This is a genomic window from Acuticoccus kandeliae, from assembly GCF_003073115.1.
The window spans coordinates 382559-399708 of the sequence record NZ_QBBV01000001.1; the positions used below are offsets into that span (position 1 = coordinate 382559).

General features: G+C 69.8%; 14 protein-coding genes. 10 read left to right on the forward strand and 4 right to left on the reverse strand.

Annotated elements, in window-relative coordinates; genetic code table 11:
* The first annotated feature begins 27 nt into the window (after positions 1-27).
* The 3 genes from DBV35_RS30090 to serA all read left to right on the forward strand — a co-directional run bounded on the left by DBV35_RS30090 (position 28) and on the right by serA (position 3208).
* On the forward strand, positions 28-225 hold the full coding sequence (locus DBV35_RS30090; protein ID WP_157961533.1) for a hypothetical protein: 198 nt from the start codon (positions 28-30) through the stop codon (positions 223-225).
* A gap of 161 nt (positions 226-386) precedes the next feature.
* Positions 387-1553, forward strand: a complete 1167-nt coding sequence (locus tag DBV35_RS01765; protein ID WP_108658536.1) for a phosphoserine transaminase — start codon at positions 387-389, stop codon at positions 1551-1553.
* 71 nt (positions 1554-1624) lie between these two features.
* Complete coding sequence (serA, locus tag DBV35_RS01770; protein WP_108658537.1) at positions 1625-3208, forward strand: phosphoglycerate dehydrogenase; 1584 nt, start codon at positions 1625-1627, stop codon at positions 3206-3208.
* Positions 3209-3309: 101 nt separating this feature from the next.
* On the opposite strand, the gene DBV35_RS30840 is transcribed toward serA, so the two are convergent.
* The gene (locus DBV35_RS30840; RefSeq protein ID WP_108658538.1) at positions 3310-4812 is read right to left on the reverse strand and encodes a coiled-coil domain-containing protein; all 1503 of its coding nucleotides are present in this window, start codon (positions 4810-4812) and stop codon (positions 3310-3312) included.
* Positions 4813-4853: 41 nt separating this feature from the next.
* The gene (locus DBV35_RS01780; protein WP_205648424.1) at positions 4854-7088 is read right to left on the reverse strand and encodes a Gfo/Idh/MocA family protein; all 2235 of its coding nucleotides are present in this window, start codon (positions 7086-7088) and stop codon (positions 4854-4856) included.
* Positions 7089-7223: 135 nt separating this feature from the next.
* Here DBV35_RS01780 and ltnD point away from each other — a divergent pair, with 135 nt between their 5' ends.
* From ltnD to DBV35_RS01795, 3 genes are read left to right on the forward strand one after another with little or no spacing between them, the layout of a single operon-like run.
* Positions 7224-8132, forward strand: a complete 909-nt coding sequence (gene ltnD / locus DBV35_RS01785; RefSeq protein WP_108658540.1) for an L-threonate dehydrogenase — start codon at positions 7224-7226, stop codon at positions 8130-8132.
* Positions 8129-9373 (forward strand): 3-oxo-tetronate kinase, encoded by a 1245-nt coding sequence (gene otnK / locus DBV35_RS01790; protein ID WP_108658541.1) that lies wholly within the window; start codon positions 8129-8131, stop codon positions 9371-9373. The genes ltnD and otnK overlap by 4 nt, the downstream gene beginning before the upstream one ends.
* Positions 9374-9375: 2 nt before the next feature.
* A complete protein-coding gene (locus DBV35_RS01795) occupies positions 9376-10119 on the forward strand; it encodes a hydroxypyruvate isomerase family protein (RefSeq protein ID WP_108658542.1) in 744 nt (247 codons plus the stop codon).
* A gap of 51 nt (positions 10120-10170) precedes the next feature.
* On the opposite strand, the gene DBV35_RS01800 is transcribed toward DBV35_RS01795, so the two are convergent.
* Positions 10171-11121, reverse strand: a complete 951-nt coding sequence (locus tag DBV35_RS01800) for a DMT family transporter (protein ID WP_108658543.1) — start codon at positions 11119-11121, stop codon at positions 10171-10173.
* 161 nt (positions 11122-11282) lie between these two features.
* On the opposite strand from DBV35_RS01800, the gene DBV35_RS01805 reads away from it, so the two are divergent.
* The 4 genes from DBV35_RS01805 (at position 11283) to DBV35_RS01820 (ending at position 16442) form a co-directional block, all read left to right on the forward strand.
* Positions 11283-12572 (forward strand): adenylosuccinate synthase, encoded by a 1290-nt coding sequence (locus DBV35_RS01805; protein ID WP_108658544.1) that lies wholly within the window; start codon positions 11283-11285, stop codon positions 12570-12572.
* A gap of 111 nt (positions 12573-12683) precedes the next feature.
* Positions 12684-14504 (forward strand): hypothetical protein, encoded by a 1821-nt coding sequence (locus DBV35_RS01810; RefSeq protein WP_108658545.1) that lies wholly within the window; start codon positions 12684-12686, stop codon positions 14502-14504.
* 144 nt (positions 14505-14648) lie between these two features.
* On the forward strand, positions 14649-15404 hold the full coding sequence (locus tag DBV35_RS01815; protein WP_108658546.1) for an ABC transporter permease: 756 nt from the start codon (positions 14649-14651) through the stop codon (positions 15402-15404).
* 105 nt (positions 15405-15509) lie between these two features.
* Positions 15510-16442, forward strand: coding sequence for an ABC transporter substrate-binding protein (locus DBV35_RS01820; protein ID WP_108658547.1), 933 nt, complete (start codon positions 15510-15512; stop codon positions 16440-16442).
* Positions 16443-16466: 24 nt separating this feature from the next.
* On the opposite strand, the gene DBV35_RS01825 is transcribed toward DBV35_RS01820, so the two are convergent.
* Positions 16467-17018, reverse strand: a complete 552-nt coding sequence (locus DBV35_RS01825) for a DUF1003 domain-containing protein (RefSeq protein WP_108658548.1) — start codon at positions 17016-17018, stop codon at positions 16467-16469.
* Positions 17019-17150: the final 132 nt, after the last annotated feature.

The window sequence follows — 17150 nt, forward strand, 5'->3', positions numbered from 1 at the left end:
GGCACCGGAGGAGGTTGAGCGCGCTTGATGGAAGGGCTCCTGGTTCGCATGGCGATCTGGTTGCGGCGGCCGCCTTCGCGCCGCTTCATCCTCGTCGCCATCGTCGTTCTCGTCGCCGCCGCGCTCCTCTACTCGATCGAACGCCTCGGCCACTGGCCCGACTGGCTCACCGCCGACCGCATGGGCCGCCGCGGCCCGGTGATCCACCCCGTCCCGCCTCAATAGTTCACGCCCCATCGCCGCGCGTGCGCTGGCGTTTCGCGCGCTCAGCGGCCCGGATTCGCAAATGTTGCGAGAGGCCCCTTGCCGAGATTTAGGGGAAGGCGTATGTCCGCGAGTGGGACACCCCTCCCCAACGAGGGGCGCCTATCTGAGAGGATAGCTACATGGCGAATCTTGCGATGCCTGGCCGCCGGCCGGGCAATCCCCACTTCTCGTCCGGACCCTGCGCCAAGCGCCCGGGTTGGACCCTCGCCGGGCTCGAGGATGCCTCGCTCGGCCGCTCCCACCGCTCCAAGATCGGCAAGGCCAAGCTCGGCGAAGTCATCGACCGCACGCGCGCCCTTCTCGGCGCGCCGGCTGACTATCGCATCGGCATCGTGCCCGCGTCCGACACCGGCGCCGTCGAGATGGCGATGTGGTCGCTCCTCGGCGCACGCCCCGTCACGCTGCTCGCCTGGGAATCCTTCGGCGAAGGCTGGGTGACGGACGCCGTCAAGCAGCTGAAGCTCGACGCTACGATCATCAAGGCCGACTACGGCCACGTGCCGGACCTCGCCAAGGTCGACTTCAGCAACGACGTCGTCTTCACCTGGAACGGCACCACCTCCGGCGTGCGCGTCCCGAACGGCGACTTCATCCCCGCCGACCGCGAGGGCCTCACGATCTGCGACGCCACCTCCGCGGCGTTCGCGCAGGACCTGCCGTTCGACAAGCTCGATGTCGTCACCTTCTCCTGGCAGAAGGTGCTCGGCGGCGAGGCGGCGCACGGGATCCTGATCCTCAGCCCCCGCGCGGTCGAGCGGCTCGAGACCTACACCCCCGCCTGGCCGATGCCGAAGCTCTTCCGCATGACGAAGGGCGGCAAGCTCAACGAAGGCATCTTCAAGGGCGAGACGATCAACACCCCGTCCATGCTGGCGGTGGAGGACTGCCTCGACGCGCTGAAGTGGGCCGAGAGCCTGCCTGAGACGCTCGCGGCGCGCTCCGACCGCAATCTCGGCGTGATCGCGGACTGGGTGGCGAAGACGCCGTGGGTCGACTTCCTCGCGGTCGATCCGGCGACGCGCTCCAACACCTCGGTCTGCCTCAAGATCGTGGACCCGGCGGTCGCGAACGCCTCGGCCGACGAGCAGGCGGCCTTCGCCAAGGCGATGGTCTCCAAGCTCGAGGCGGAAGGCGTCGCCTTCGATATCGGCGCGTACCGCGATGCGCCTCCGGGTCTGCGGATCTGGACCGGCGGCACGGTGGAAGCGGACGACGTCGCCGCGCTCACCGAGTGGCTCGACTGGGCGTTCGCCGCGACGGCGAAGCCCCAGGCCGCCGCCGCCTGACGCACCGCACCCTTTCCTGAAATTCTCTTCGGCGGACGGCCTCGGGCCGTCTCGCCTGTCAGAGCACGCCCATGCCCACCGTTCTCATTTCGGACAAGCTGTCCCCCACCGCCGTCGACATCTTCAAGGATCGCGGCATCACCACGATCTACGAGCCCGATCTCGGCAAGGACAAGGACGCCCTCCTCGCGGCGATCGCCGAGGTCGACGGGCTCGCGATCCGCTCCGCCACGAAGGTGACCGAGAAGGTCCTCGAGGCCGCGAAGAACCTCAAGGTCATCGGCCGCGCCGGCATCGGCGTCGACAATGTCGACGTGCCCGCCGCTTCCCGCGCCGGCGTGATCGTGATGAACACGCCGTTCGGCAACTCGATCACCACCGCCGAGCACGCGGTCGCCATGATGTTCGCCGTGTCGCGCCAGATCGCGGCGGCCGACGCCTCCACCCAGGCCGGGAAGTGGGAGAAGAACCGCTTCATGGGCCGCGAGCTCACCGGCAAGACGCTCGGCGTGATCGGCTGCGGCAATATCGGCTCCATCGTCGCCTCGCGCGCCATCGGTCTGCGCCTGCGCGTCATCGCGTTCGACCCGTTCCTCACGTCCGAGCGGGCGCAGGAGATCGGCGTCGAGAAGGTGGAACTCGACGAGCTCTTCCGCCGCGCCGACCTCATCACCCTCCACACCCCGCTCACCGAGCGCACGAAGAATATCGTGTCGGCTGAGGCGATCGCCTCCATGAAGGAGGGCGCGATCCTCATCAACTGCGCGCGCGGCGGCCTCGTCGACGAGACGGCGCTCCGGGCCGCGCTCGATTCGGGCAAGCTCGGCGGCGCGGGGATCGACGTGTTCTCGACCGAGCCCGCGACCGAGAACGTCCTCTTCGGCGCGCCGAACCTCGTCTGCACGCCGCACCTCGGCGCGGCGACGACCGAGGCGCAGGAGAATGTGGCGCTCCAGGTCGCCGAGCAGATGGCGGACTATCTCCTGCGCGGCGCGGTCTCGAACGCGCTCAACATGCCGTCGATCACCGCCGAAGAGGCCCCGATCCTCACCCCGTTCGTGACGCTCGCCGAGCGGCTCGGCTCGTTCGCCGGCCAGCTCACCGAGACCGGCATCAAGGGGCTGCGCATCGAGTATGAGGGCACGGTCGCCTCGCTGAACCTCAAGGCGCTGACGGCGGCGGCCGTGACGGGCCTGATGCGCCCGCTCCTCCAGGACGTGAACATGGTCTCCGCGCCGACCATCGCGCGCGACCGGGGCATCGCCGTCGAGGAGGTGCGCCGCGAGCAGCAGGGGGCGTACGAGAACTATATCCGCCTCACCGTGATCACCGAGCGGCAGGAGCGCTCGGTCGCCGGCACCGTCTTCTCCGATGGCAAGCCGCGCATCATCCAGGTGAAGGGGATCAACCTCGACGCCGACTTCGCCTCGCACATGCTGTACGTGACGAACCAGGACAAGCCGGGCTTCATCGGCAATATCGGCACGACGCTCGGCGAGGCCGGGGTGAACATCGCGAACTTCACGCTCGGCCGCAAAGAGGCCGGCGGCGAGGCGATCTGCCTGATCGAGGTCGACGGCGCGCCCGATCCCGCCATCCTCGCCAAGGTCGAGGCGCTGCCGCTGGTGACGCAGGCGAAGGCGCTCAGCTTCTGATCGTCCGGCCGGCGAACCGGCCGCTCAAACAGAAAAGGGCCCGGCGGTGATCCGCCGGGCCCTTTTTCGTTCCGCCGATGCCCCGCTGCGGGGCCGCGCCCTTACTGGCGGGCGAGGGAGACGCCGCTCAGCTCCATGCAGGAGCCCTGGTGCTGGCCGAAGGTGAGGATCTCGCCTTCGAGCATCACGCGGCAGGTCATCGGGAAGGTGTTGGCGGTCGGCCCGTCGACATTGGCGAGGCGCAGAAGGTCGTCGCCGTAGCTGAAATCGCCCTCGATCGTCGCGCCGCCCGCGACCTCCAACGAGAAGTGCTCGCTCGCATCGAGGCGGAGCGACACCTGCTCATTGGCATAGACGACCTCACCCTCGCCGCTGCCGGGCGAGAAGGGGAGGAGGCCGGTGGTGTCGCCGGTCGCCGGGGTCTCTGTCGCCGGCGCTTCGGTCGCGGGGGCGTCCGTGGCGGGCGCCGCAGCCGGGGCCGCGTCCGTCCCCTCGGTGGCCTCGGGAGAATCGATCAGCGGGGCCATCGCGGCCTTCGAGGCTTCGAGGTGCTCGCGCAGCGTCTCGATCGAGCCTTCGAGCTCGTCCTTCATGGTCTCGATCTGCTCGACGGTCGTCTCAAGCACCTGGTTGCGCTGTTCCAGCGTGTTGACCGCGTTGGAGAGCGTCGAGCGCGTCTTGCGCAGCACGCTGACCTCTTCCTGCAGCGCGGAGAGCTGGCCCTTCGCCGCCTCGCTGTCGCTGCGGTGAGCCTCGATCTCCTCCTGGAGCGCGCCGTTCTGGAGCTGGAGGGTCGACACCTCGTCGGAGAGCTGCTCGCGCGACTGGTCGAGCCCGCGCACCGTCTCCTGAAGGAGGAGCTCGCGGCGCTGCAATTCGCCCTGCTGCGTCTCGGCCGCCTCCAGCGCGGCCTGGAGCTCGTCGCGCGTGGCGTTCAGCGCGGTGATCTCGTCGTTGAGGGCCGTCTGCCGACTCTCGGCCGAAGCGATATCCTCGCGTGCGGAGGCGAGGGTCGCTTCCGTCGCTTCGAGGTCCTTCGACATCTGGTCGTTCTGCTCGGTGAGCGCGTTGATCTGGTCGGACAGCTCGCTGCGCGTGCCGGTCAGCCCTTCGACCTCCTCGCGGATCGAGGCGAGCGACTGGCGCGCCTCCTCGGCCTGGGCCTGGCTGTTCTGCAGCGAGGTCTGCACCTCCTCGAGGCTCGACGTGGCGCTCGCGTGCTGTTCCTGGGCGGCCGTGAACTCGCTGGAGAGCGATTGGACGCGGTCGGACAGGGTGGACGCCTCGGACTGCATCGATTCGATGCGGGCACGGGCTTCCTCTTCCGCGGTGGCCGCCTCGGTCGCCGCGGTCTCGAGTTCGGCAAGGCGCGTCTGGGACTCGGTGATGGAGCCCTGGATCGTGTCGAGCTCGCCCGAGGTCTCCACGAGCGTGTCGTATTCGGACTGGAGCGACGTGCGCGACTGGGTCGCCGTCGCGAGCTCGGCTTCAAGTTCCGCGACTTCACGCGCGCCTTGGAAGTAGAACGTGGCGGCGGCCGCGATCGCGATGATCGCGATCACCGACACCGCAAGGAAAAGCGGTTGGCGCAGGAGGGTCGTCATGAAGAAGCTCCAATTCAGCCGACGGGCGGTAGATTGAAGATTTAGCCCGCAAGATCAGCGCTGTCAGCAGTCTCGGCATCCGCCGCAAGCGCGGTCGCGATGCGCGCGCGCAGCCCGGCGAGACCGGCCGAGAGGGCGAGCGGGGCGATGGGGCTCTCCGTGGCGCGCTCCGCGACGAGGCGCGCGAAGTGCTCCAGAAGGGGCGAAAAGGCGCTGGCGCCGTAGCTCACCGTCTCCATGCGCGGGGGCGTGACGGCGCGGCCGACGCGCCGCGCGACGCCGCTCCGCTTCAGCCGCGCCGCGATCTGCGCCCGCGTCGCCGCGCCCGGCACGGGGGCGGCGTGGCTCTCGGCGTCGGCGGCCGGAGGGGGCGAGGCAAGACGCCGCACGCCGAGCGTCTCGGCCGCGCCGATCGGCTCCTCGATCCGCACCGCGCCCTCCGTGCAGGCGATCCGCGCCGCGTTCGACATCATGCCGACGAGCGAGGCCGCGATCTGGCTGATCCCGCCGCGCGAATGGCGCAGGATGAGGCTCGCGTGGACGGGCACCCCGTCCTGCCGCGTCGCGACGGCGTCGATCTCGGCGACCTCGCCGAAGAGGGCCAGCGCAAGCGCCAGCGGATCGGAGAGGGTGGCGACGATGCCGGGCGCGGCGAAGAGGTCCGGCCGCGCCTCGCGCGGCAGCGGCTCGCCGACCTCCAGCGAGAGCTGGGTCGGGGTGCCGAGCGTGCCTGAATTCGCGAGGTCGAGCGCGCGTCCGATGGCGGGCAGCAACTTCACCGGCAGCGCCTCGACGAGGAGGACCCGCGCCGCCTGCGCCGCTGCGATCACCGCCTCGACCTCCGCGGGCGAGGCGCCGAGCGGGGCCTCGCACAGCACCGGCTTGCCGGCCTTCAGCGCCGCGATCGCCGCCGCGGCGCGTTCGGCAAGGGGGAGGGCGATATAGACCGCGTCGACCTCGCCGGCGACGAGCGCGTCGACGCCGCCGAACGCGTGCTCGACCCCGAGCTCGCCCGCGAAGGCGTCGGCGGCGTCTTTCTCCGCCGCGCCGACGGCGACGATCGCGAGGCGCCGTTCGTGCCGGACGGCGTCGGCGAGGGCGATTGCGGACGGTCCGGTGCCGAGGATGCCAAGCTTGATGGGTTCCACCGTGCTCTCCCGCCTGGAGGGTTTGGCCCACGCCATCGGCGCCATGGGCTCGAAGGTCGACTGGATCGCGACCGCCGCTTCCGACCGCGCATTGTGCATCGCGAGCATCACCTCGGTGAGGTGGAGCGCGAAGTCTCCCGCGAGGCGCGGCGCGCGGCCCGCCGCGATGGCGGCGAGCATCTCGTCCGGCCCGAGCATCCGGTTGAGCGGCAGGCGACGGCGCGCGAAGGGGCGCGCATAGGGCGGGCGGGCGATCCGCACCGGCTCGCGCACCAGCCCCTCCACGAGGCGGCCGCGCACCGTGCGCCGCCGCTCGATCCGCACCGACGCGCCATCGTCCCACACATCGTCGACCACGAGCGTGCCGCGCTCTCCAATGATCCTGAGGCGGTGGTCGCGCCGGCCGAGCGTGGAGCAGGTGAGGCGGGCGACGACACCATGGTCGAAGGTGAGGACGGCACTCGCGAAATTCGGCCCGTCCTCCGCGCCGCCGCCGATGGTGGCGGTGCTGCCGGTGAGCGTGCGCACGGGGCCGAACATCGCCATCAGCCAGGTGAGGTGGTAGCCGGCATAGTCGAGGACGGCGCCGGTCGCGAACGCGCCTGCGGCATTCCACCGCGCCCCGCTCTCCGACACCCACCCCTCATGGGGTGCCTGGGCGAGATAGCCGTCGTCGAGGTCGGCGTAGATGAGCTGGGGCCGGCCGATCATCCGGCGCCTGAGGGCTGACCACATCGTCTGCGCCGCCTCGCCGAGAATGGTGGAGGGGGCGCTCGCGATCGGCACGCCCCGCGCGGCCGAGAGGTCCATGAGGTCGCGTGCGTCGGCGAGCGTCGTCGCGAGCGGCTTCTCGCAATAGACCGGCACACCCGCCTCCAGCGCGGCGCGGTTGATGGCTGCATGGACCGACGGGGGCGTCAGGTTGAGGAGGAGGTCGGGCCGCTTGGCGCCGGCGAAGAGGTCGTCGAGCCCGCGCGCGGCCGGCACGCGCCAGTGCGCGCAGAAGCGGGCGAGGCGCTCCGGATTCTCGTCCCACGCGCCGACGAATCGGTGATCCGGGAAGAGGCCGGTGGATCGCATGTAGGAATCGGCCACATAGCCGGCGCCGACGATGGCGATCTTTCCCATGCGCATTCCTCTGTCCCGAACGAGCATCTGCCATAGACGGGCGGACGGATCGAGAGGCAAAGGCTTGGGAACGCAACCATCCGGGTCGCCTCCGCGCGAGAGGAGGCTTAAGTTGCCCCGCGAGGAGGACCAACAATGACAAAGAAACGTGTGGCTCTTATCGGGCTCGGCTCGATGGGGGGCGGCATGGCGCGGACGCTGGTGAAGGCGGGATTCGCCGTTCACGGGTTCGACGTCGATGCGGACCGTGAGGCGGCCTTCGCGGCCGAGAGCGGCGAGGCCGCCGATCCCGCCGCCATCGCCGATGCCGATGTCGTCGTCCTCGTCGTCGTGAACGCGGCGCAGACCGAGGGGGTCCTCTTCGGCGCCGGCCGCTACGGCCCCGAGGGCATCGCCGCGAACCTCAAGGCGGACGCCGTTGTGGTGAGCTGCGCGACCGTGCCGCCCGCCTTCGCGCGCGAGATGGCCGAGCGCGTGGGCGCCGACCGCTATCTCGATGCGCCGATCTCCGGCGGCAGCGTGCGCGCAGCGAAGGGCGAACTGTCGGTGCTGGCGTCGGGCACGGAAGAGGCGTTCCGCCGGGCCGAGGGGGTGCTGTCGGCGGTCGCCGTCAACGTCTTCAATCTCGGCGACGCCGCCGGGATCGGGTCGGCCATGAAGGCCGTGAACCAGCTCCTCGCCGGCGTCCATATCGCCGCCGCGGCCGAGGCGATCACCTTCGGGATGTCGCAGGGGCTGGAGCCGGGGCAGATCGTCTCGGTGATCAACGAATGCGCAGGGAACAGTTGGATGCTGCAAAATCGCGGCCCCCACATCGTCGAGGGGGACTACACGCCACACTCCGCGGTGGACATCTTCGTCAAGGACCTCGGCCTCGTCGGCGACATCGCGCGCACCGCGCGCTTCTCCGCCCCGATCGCGGGCGCGGCGCTCCAGCAATTTCTCGCCGCCTCCGGCTCCGGCCTCGGCCGTGAGGACGACGCGGCCGTCGCCAAGGTCTACGCCCGCAATGCCGGCATCGATCTTCCCGGGAGCAAGGCATGATCCTCGGCGCGATTGGAGATGATTTCACCGGCTCGTCTGACCTCGGCCTGATGCTCGCCGATGGCGGGATGCGCACGGTCCAGTATGTCGGCGTCCCGGACGGGCCGGCCGACCCGTCGGTCGAGGCGGGGGTGGTCGCGCTGAAGTCGCGCTCGATCCCGGTCGAGGACGCGGTCCGCCAGTCGCTGGAAGCGCTCGAATGGCTGATCGCGGCCGGCTGCAAGCAGTTCCTCTTCAAGATCTGCTCCACCTTCGATTCCACGCCCGAGGGCAATATCGGCCCGGTGGCCGAGGCGCTGATCGAACGGCTCGGCACCAAGGAGCCGGTGGTGGTGTGCCCGGTGTTCCCCGCGACGGGGCGCACGCTCTACTTGGGCCACCTCTTCGTCAACGACACGCTCCTGTCCGAATCGGGTCTCGAGAATCACCCGATCAACCCGATGACGGATCCCGACATCCGCCGCTGGCTCGCGCTGCAGACGAAGACGCCCGTCGGCCACGTGCCACTCCCGAAAGTGCGCGGCGGCGCCGAGGCGTGCCGCGCCGCGCTCCTCGCCGAGCGCGATGGCGGGCGCCAGCTCGCGATCGTCGACGCGATCGATGACGGTGATCTGGAGATCATCGCGGACGCGGCGGACGGCTTCCCGCTCCTCGTCGGCGGCTCTGGCATCGCGCTCGGCCTGCCGGCCCTCTACCGCCGCACCGGCCTCATCGGCGCGACGAGCGGGGCCTGGGCGGGGGCGGGCGGTCGCGCCGTCGCGCTCTCCGGCTCCTGCTCGAAGGCGACGCGCGCGCAGGTCGCGGCCCACGCCGCCGCCGGTCCGCAAAAGAAGATCGACACCGACGCCGTGATGGACGGCTCGCTCTCCGTCGGTTCGCTCGTCGACTGGGCGATGGCGCAGGACGGGCTCCCGCTCATCTACTCCTCCGACGATCCGGCGGCCGTCGCGGCGGCGCAGACCAAATATGGCGGCGCCAAGGTCGCCCACGCGCTGGAGAACCTCTTCGGCGAGGTCGCCAAGGGCCTCGTCGCGAACGGGGTGGAGCGGCTCATCGTGGCGGGCGGCGAGACGTCGGGCGCCGTCGTCACCGCGCTCGACCTCGACGCGCTGGAGATCGGTCCGAAGATCGATCCGGGCGTCCCGGCGGTGCGCGCGGGCGATCTCGTGCTCGCGCTGAAATCCGGCAATTTCGGTGCGCCGGACTTTTTCGAGAAGGCCAAGAAGGTAATGGGGCGGTGACGATGCTGTTTTCTGCAAATCTCGGATTTCTCTGGAAGGATCGCCCCTTCCTGGAGCGGATCAAGGCGGCCCGCGCGGCCGGCTTCACCCACCTCGAGTTCCACGATCACGCGCAGAGTGAGGACGTCGAGGCGCTGAAGGACGCGATCAACGGGATGCCGGTCGTCGGCATCAACGCGCGCATGGGGCCGACCAATGGCTGCGCTGCGATCCCCGGCATGGAGGCGCAGGCGAAGGAGGACATCGCAACCGCGATCGCCGTCGCGCGCGCGATCGGCGCCAAGGCGGTCCACGTCATGTCCGGCCGCACCGAGGATCCGGCGGGGATGGACCTCCTCGTCGCGCGCCTCCGCGAGGCCTGTGACGAGGCGCCCGAGATCACCATGCTCGTGGAGCCGCTCTGCCCGCAGGCCTTCGCCGGCTACTTCGTGCCGTCGCTGGAGAAGGGGGTCGAGGTCATCGAGAAGACCGACCGGCCGAACGCCAAGATCATGTACGACTGCTACCACATGCAGCGCACGGGCGGTGACATCCTCGCCCGCTACGAGGCGAACAAGGACCTCATCGGCCACATCCAGATCGCCGGGGGCCTCACCCGCGCCGAACCCGATGATGGCGAGCTGAACTACGGCTTCCTCCTGCCGGCCTTCGTGAAGGCGGGTTATGACGGGCCGTTCGGGTGCGAGTACAACCCGCGCACGACGGTGGAAGAAGGGCTCGGCTGGCGCGACGCGTTCACGCGCTGAGACGATGCGCGCTCCGTCGGGTTCGACGGGGCGCGCCACATTCTCCCACTATCAGGACGCCCGCGCGGTCGCCCCGACCCGCTTGCCGAGCTGCGCCGCAGCGATCCCCGTGAGGATCAGGAGCCAGCCGATGGCGTGATGGGCGCCGATGCTCTCGCCGAGAAAGAAGACCGCCATCAGCGAGCCGAACACCGGCACGAGGTGGAAGAACGGGCTCGCGCGGTTGGAGCCCACCAGCGCGACCCCGCGATTGAAGCAGAAGAAGGCGATCAGCGAGGGGAAGATCGCGACATAGAGCGCCGCCCCGACCATCGTGAGGTCGAACGGCACGTGTGCGCCGCCGGCCGCCTCGAGCAGCGCGAAGGGGATAAGCGCGATCGTCCCGAAGAAGATCGTCACCGTGAGGAGGGAGACCGGATGGATCGCCGGACGCTTCCTGAGGAGCACGGTGTAGGCCGCATAGGCGACCTGAGCGGTGAGGATCCACAGATCGCCGACCGCGAAGTGGAAATTGCGCAGCGCCGCGAGGTCGCCCTTCGACAGGACGACGAGCGCGCCGAGGCACGAGATGAGGATGCCGAACGCCTGCGCGAGGGTCAGCCGGTCGCGGAACAGGACGAAGCCCGCCGCCGCGATCATGACCGGGAAGGTGGAGGACAGCACCGCCGCGTTCACCGCCGTCGTGTGGTGGACGCCGATATAGAGGAGCGTGTTGTAGGCCCCGATCCCGAGGATGCCGAAGAGGAAGAGCATCGGCCAATGGGCACGTATCTCGGCCCAATCGGTCCGCAGATGACGCCGGGCGAGCGGCAGGATCAGCACGAAGGCGAGCGCCCAGCGGATCTGCGCGAGCGCCACCGGCGGGATGTGATCGACCACCGCGCGCCCGACGATGAGGTTGCCCGACCAGAGGAGCATGGTGAGCGTCAGGAGCACGTAGGGCTGGTTGTCGATCATCGCGAGGAGGCCGCGGCCCGCATGGGCATCGGGGCTGTTTCTCATGGCATCACATTTCGTGCATGGAGGTCCGCGGTGGGCAGGACGTGGAATTGCTTGCTCGCGTGGCCCGTTTCGGGCGAGAACCGCCGCTTGCCGGTCTGTGACACGGCAGGAAGCCCACGACCAGAGGGTCGCGGGAAGTTCTAGAAGCAAAGTCGAGGCTGATGGGCAGCGTTGTGGTGGTCGGCTCCCAGTGGGGAGACGAGGGCAAGGGAAAGATCGTCGATTGGTTGTCGGAGCGCGCCGAGGTGATCGTGCGCTTCCAGGGCGGCCACAATGCCGGCCATACGCTGGTGATCGACGGGGTGACCTATAAGCTGAGCTTGCTGCCGTCCGGCGTGGTGCGGCCCGGGAAGCTCTCCGTGATCGGCAACGGCGTCGTGCTCGACCCGAAGGCCCTTCTCAGCGAGATCGAGGCGATTCGCGCCAAGGGCGTCGAAATCTCTCCGCAGAGCCTGAAGGTGGCCGAGACCGTGCCGCTGATCCTCTCCCCCCATCGCGAGCTCGACCAGCTCCGCGAGGCGGCGAGCGGGGCCGGCGCGATCGGCACGACCGGGCGCGGCATCGGCCCGGCCTACGAGGACAAGGTGGGCCGCCGCGCGATCCGCCTCGCCGACCTTCTGGACGAGGCCTCGCTGGCGCAGCGCATCGAGCGGCTCCTCGCGCACCACAACGCGCTGCGCGTCGGGTTCGGCGCCGAGCCGATCACCGCCGCGGCGATTACCGAGGAGCTGGATGCCGCGCGGCCGATCCTCGCCTATGCCGACGCGCCCTACCGCCTCCTGCGCGAGGCGCGGCGCGAGGGGCGCAACATCCTCTTCGAGGGCGCCCAGGGCACGATGCTCGACATCGACCACGGGACATATCCGTATGTCACTTCGTCGAATACTGTCGGCGGGCAGGCTGCGGCAGGAAGCGGCGTCGGGCCCTCTTCCCTCGGGCGGATACTCGGGATAACCAAGGCGTATACGACCCGAGTGGGCAACGGACCGTTTCCAACCGAGCAGGCCAACGCGATCGGCGAACGGATGGGTGAGCGGGGCGCCGAGTTCGGCACCGTCACCGGCCGCAAGCGTCGCTGCGGTTGGTTCGACGCGGTGATGGTCCGCCAAGCGGTCGAAGCCGGCGGCATTGACGGCCTCGCACTGACCAAGCTCGATGTCCTCGACGGGTTCGATGAGCTGAAGATCTGCGTCGCCTACAAGCTTGACGGAAAGACGCTGGATCGACTTCCCGCGGACGGTGCGAGCCAGATGCGGGTCGAGCCGGTCTATGAGACTGTCGAGGGCTGGAAGCGCTCCACGCGGGGCGCCAGGACATGGGGTCAACTGCCTGCCGAGGCTGTCAAATATGTCCGTCATGTGGAAGAGTTGGTGGGCGCGCCGGTGGCCATGTTGTCGACGAGTCCTGAGCGAATCGATACAATACTTGTTGACGACCCTTTTCGCGTTTAATTCGATGCCGATGGGCAGGAAGGGCGTGTGGTCGAAATGACCGACTTTTATTCCGTGCTGCAGCGGGCGGTATCCTCGTTGCCCGACGGAAGCGGGCCGCAGCGACGGGCCGTGTACGACAAGGCGCGCAAGGCGCTGTTGAAGCAGTTGCAGAGTTTCGATCCGCCGCTCCCCTCGGCGGACGTGACGGCGCAACGGCTCGCACTCGAAGACGCGATCCGCAAGATCGAGAACGAAATCGCGCGGCAGATCCGCACGCGCCGCGCCGTCCAGGGCGCCGCGCTGCCGCCCCGCGCCGGGACCGCCGGCGCCGCCAGCGGCCCGCGCGAGACCGAAGCCGAGCGTGAGGCGCGTCGTCGCGCCGAGGCCCAGCGCAATCGCGAACAGCAGGCCGAACTCCTGCAGAGCGCCGTCTCCCAGGCGACGCTCGGCCAGGAGACCGGAGACGATTCCCGCCTTCTCCCCGTGCCGCAGCAGCACATCGTCCCGGCCCCCGTCGAGGAGGAGCCCGAGCCCGACTCGATGATGTTCGAGGCCGAGGTCGAGGACGACCATGACATGGTCCTCGGCAACGCGCGCAGCCGCCGCCGTCCCGAGCCCGCCATCGAGGAAGAGGCCGAGGACGTCGCCTACGAGGACGAGCGCGAATACGCCGACTCCTACGAGGACGAGGAATACGAGGACGAGGACGAGGAGCAGCCGGCCGAGAGCCGCCGCGACCGTCGTCGTCGCGAGAAGGAAGAGGAGCGGGCGCTCCGTGCCGAACGGCGCGCCGCGCGCTCCAGCCGCAGCCCCCGTGGCCGCGATCGCGGCGGCAAGGCCGCCCGCCGGTCCGAGGTCGCGGCGGCCGAGAATCCGGCGCGCGAGAAGTCGGGGCGTTCGTTCGTCTCCCGCCTCGTCCTGCCGGTCGTCGTGCTCGCCCTCCTCGTCGGTGCGTCCTACGCCGCCTTCACGCAGCGCGAGAAGCTGATGGCGGTGATCGATTCGTTCGAGGGGCAGGGCGGCCAGACCGCCGGGACCACCCGCGCGCCGATCGCATCGGCCGGCCCCGCCGTCTCCAAGAATTCCGACCGCCTGCCCTCCACGCTCGAGGGCGAGGACACGCGGACCGTCACGACCACCCCCTGGCCGCCGCGTGACGAGAATGTTGCCGAGGGCGAGGAGATGCTCGATGGCGGCGACGCCGTCGCCGAGGCCGCGCCCGATTCAGGGCAGGCTGCCCCGTCGCGCACCGTCGGCGAGGACGTGAGCCCGTTCACGACCGAAGGCGCCGAGACCCCGGCCGAGCAGCAGCTCGCCGCGGTGGACGCCACCTCCGACGAGGCCGAGGCGACCGCCGAGGACCAGCAGGTCCGCTCCGAGGCGCCGATCGGCGACATCTCCCCCGGCGGCAGCCAGCAGGCGGTCCTCTACGAGGAAGCCGCCCAGGCCGGCGAGCAGGGCTCTGCGGTGCCGGGTGCGGTGGAATGGTCGATGGTGCGCCAGTCGGTCGGCGGCGGCGAGCCCGAGCCGGTCGTGCGCGCCACGGCCGAAGTGCCCGATCGCGGCATGACGGCGACCATCACGATCCGCGAGAACCGCGACGGCCAGCTCCCGGCGAGCCACCTGATCGAGATCTCGTTCGACGTGCCGGCGAGCTTCGAGGGCGGCGGCGTGAAGAACGTCCCTGGCCTCATCATGAAGGAATCGGAGCAGGCGCGCGGCGACGCGCTGCGCGGCGCCGCCGCGCGGGTCTCCTCCGGCCTCTTCTGGATCGCCCTGTCGGAGGATGCGAACGACCGCGCGCAGAACTTGCGCCTCCTGCGGGACCGCGACTGGATCGACATCCCGATCCTCTACGAGTCCGGCCGTCGCGCGATCCTGACCCTGCGCAAGGGCAGTGACGGGTACAAGTCCGTCAACGCCGCGATCCAGGCGTGGAGTCCCGGCTAGGCCCGGTCGACGCCACGCGTCACGCCCGGCCCGTCCCATGAAGTCGATGATTGTCGCACGCGGTACGCCGCGTGCGTTTTCATGTGGTGAGAGGGCTTCGGCCCCGGCCCCGGCCCGCCGCGGATCGCGCATGGACCCGCGGCCATGAAAAGGCGGCTCGGCCGGCTGGCGCGCGCCGTCTCGGGCGTCGCGCTCGTCCTCGTCCTGTGGTGGGCGGCGACCGAGATCCTCTCGCCTCCATCCTATGTCTTCCCCGGACCGCTCGATGTCGGCCGCGTCTTCCTGACGCGCTGGTCCTATCTCCTCCACCATGCCGCGATCACCGCGAGCGAGATCGTGCTCGGCCTCCTCGTCGGGCTCGTCGCCGGGGTGGGGACGGCGCTCGCGATCGCGGCGACGCCGCTCGTGCGCCGCCTCGTCCTCCCCGCCGTGGTCGTGACGCAGACGCTCCCCGTCTTCGCGATCGCGCCGCTCCTCGTCGTCTGGCTCGGCTACGGCCTCGTCTCCAAGATCACGATGGCGGCGCTCATCATCTATTTCCCGATCGCGACCGCCTACGCGGAGGCGATGGCGCGGGTGGACCGCCAGCTCATCGACCTCGCCACGCTGAACGGGGCGAGCCGCACGCAGATCCTCTGGATCATCCGCGCGCCGGGCGGCCTTCCCGGCCTCGTCGCGGGTCTCAAGGTGGCCGCGACGGTCGCGCCTATCGGCGCAGTGGTCGGCGAGTGGGTGGGGGCGTCGGCCGGGCTCGGCTTCATCATGCTCCACGCCAACGCGCGGCTTCAGACCGACACGCTCTTCGCCGCGCTCTTCCTCCTCGCCGCGCTCGCCCTCGTCCTGCGCGCCGTGGTGGACCGGATCGCCGACCGGCTCGTGCGCTGGCAGCCCTCGCTTTGACGAATGCAGGACACCTATGCGCGAGCGGTCAGCTCGCGGGGCCCTTTCGCCTTGCGCGCCCGGCCCCCGCCCCTAGCATGGGCGAAAAATACATGGGATTCCTCGATGCTACGCACCGGCCTTCTCACGCTCGCGCTCCTCGGCGCGACCCTTTCGGGCGCCTCGGCGCAAGACCGGCTCACCGTCCTCCTCGACTGGTTCATCAATCCGGACCACGCCCCGCTGATCGTGGCGGAGGCCCGCGGCGCCTTTGCGGCGCGTGATCTCGATGTCGAGATCGTCGCGCCGGCCGACCCGTCCGCGCCGCCCCGCCTCGTCGCCGCAGGCGAAGGCGACATCGCCATCACCTACCAGCCGAGCCTCTACCAGCAGGCCGCCGAAGGGCTGCCGGTCACGCGCGTCGGCACGCTGGTCGCGACGCCGCTGAACAGCCTCGTCGTCCTCAAGGATCGCGGCGTCGAGACCCTCGCCGACCTCGAAGGCAAGACCGTCGGCTACTCGGTCGGCGGCTTCGAGGACGCGCTCCTCGGCAAGATGCTCGAAAGCGTCGGCCTCGGGCTCGACGACGTCACGCTCATCAACGTCAACTTCGCGCTCTCGCCGGCGCTCCTGTCCGGCCGCGTCGACGCCGTCATCGGCGCGTTCCGCAATTTCGAGCTCACGCAGATCCACCTCGAAGGGGCCGAGGGCGTCGCCTTCCTCCCCGAGGAGCACGGCGTTCCTTCCTATGAGGAGCTGATCTTCATCACGAAGAACGACCGGACCGACGATCCGGCGGTCGCCCGCTTCCTCGACGCGCTCGACGAGACGACGGCCTGGATGCAGGCGAACCCGGAGGAGGCGGCGAAGGTCTTCTTCGAGGCGCAGCCCGACATCGACGACGCGCTGAACCAGCAGGCCTTCGTCGACACGCTGCCGCTCTTCACCGCCGAGAGCCGCCCGCTCGACACCGACGCCTACGCCGCATTCGCCGACTTCATGGTCGAGGCGGGCCTCGTCTCCGACCTCCCGCCGCTCGAGACCTACGCGACGGAATAGACCTGCCGCACCGCGGGCCGTGTCTCAGGTGCGGTCCGCGAGGCGGGACTCGATCCGGTCGAGGCGCTCGATGATCGAATTCATCGCGCCCGACAGCTCGGCCACCTCGGCGTGCTTCAGCGCGTCGATCTTCTCGTGGAGCGCGATGATCTCCACCTCGGCCTTGAGGTTCACCTCGTAGTCGTGGTTCGCCTCGATGCGGTCGCGATCGGCCGCCCGGTTCTGCGACATCATGATGATCGGCGCCTGGATCGCCGCGAGCATCGACAGGATCAGGTTGAGGAAGATGAACGGGTAGGGGTCGAACGCGTCCGTCGCGAGGACGACGACATTGACGATCGCCCAAAGGACCAGAAAGCCCAGAAAGCCGAGGATGAAGACCCAGGAGCCGCCGATCTCGGCGATCCTGTCGGCCACGCGGTCGCCGAACGAGGTGGCGGCGTCGACGCGGGCGTTGGCGTCGGGCGCCATCGGCTTGCCGGCATATTCGATGACGCGCCGCTCCACCGGGTGAAGCGAGTCGAGGGGGCGTCCGAACCAGCGGCGGGCGCGCTCCCGGCTGACGTCGTTTGTCATGGTTCCACGTCTCCCGTTCGCGGGACGGCCATATCAGCCCCTTGCCCGCGTGCGAAGCGGTCCGCGACGGGGATGGCGATCTCGATTACGCCTTGAACCGGCGCACCAACAAGGCGATGTGACAGGTTCAGG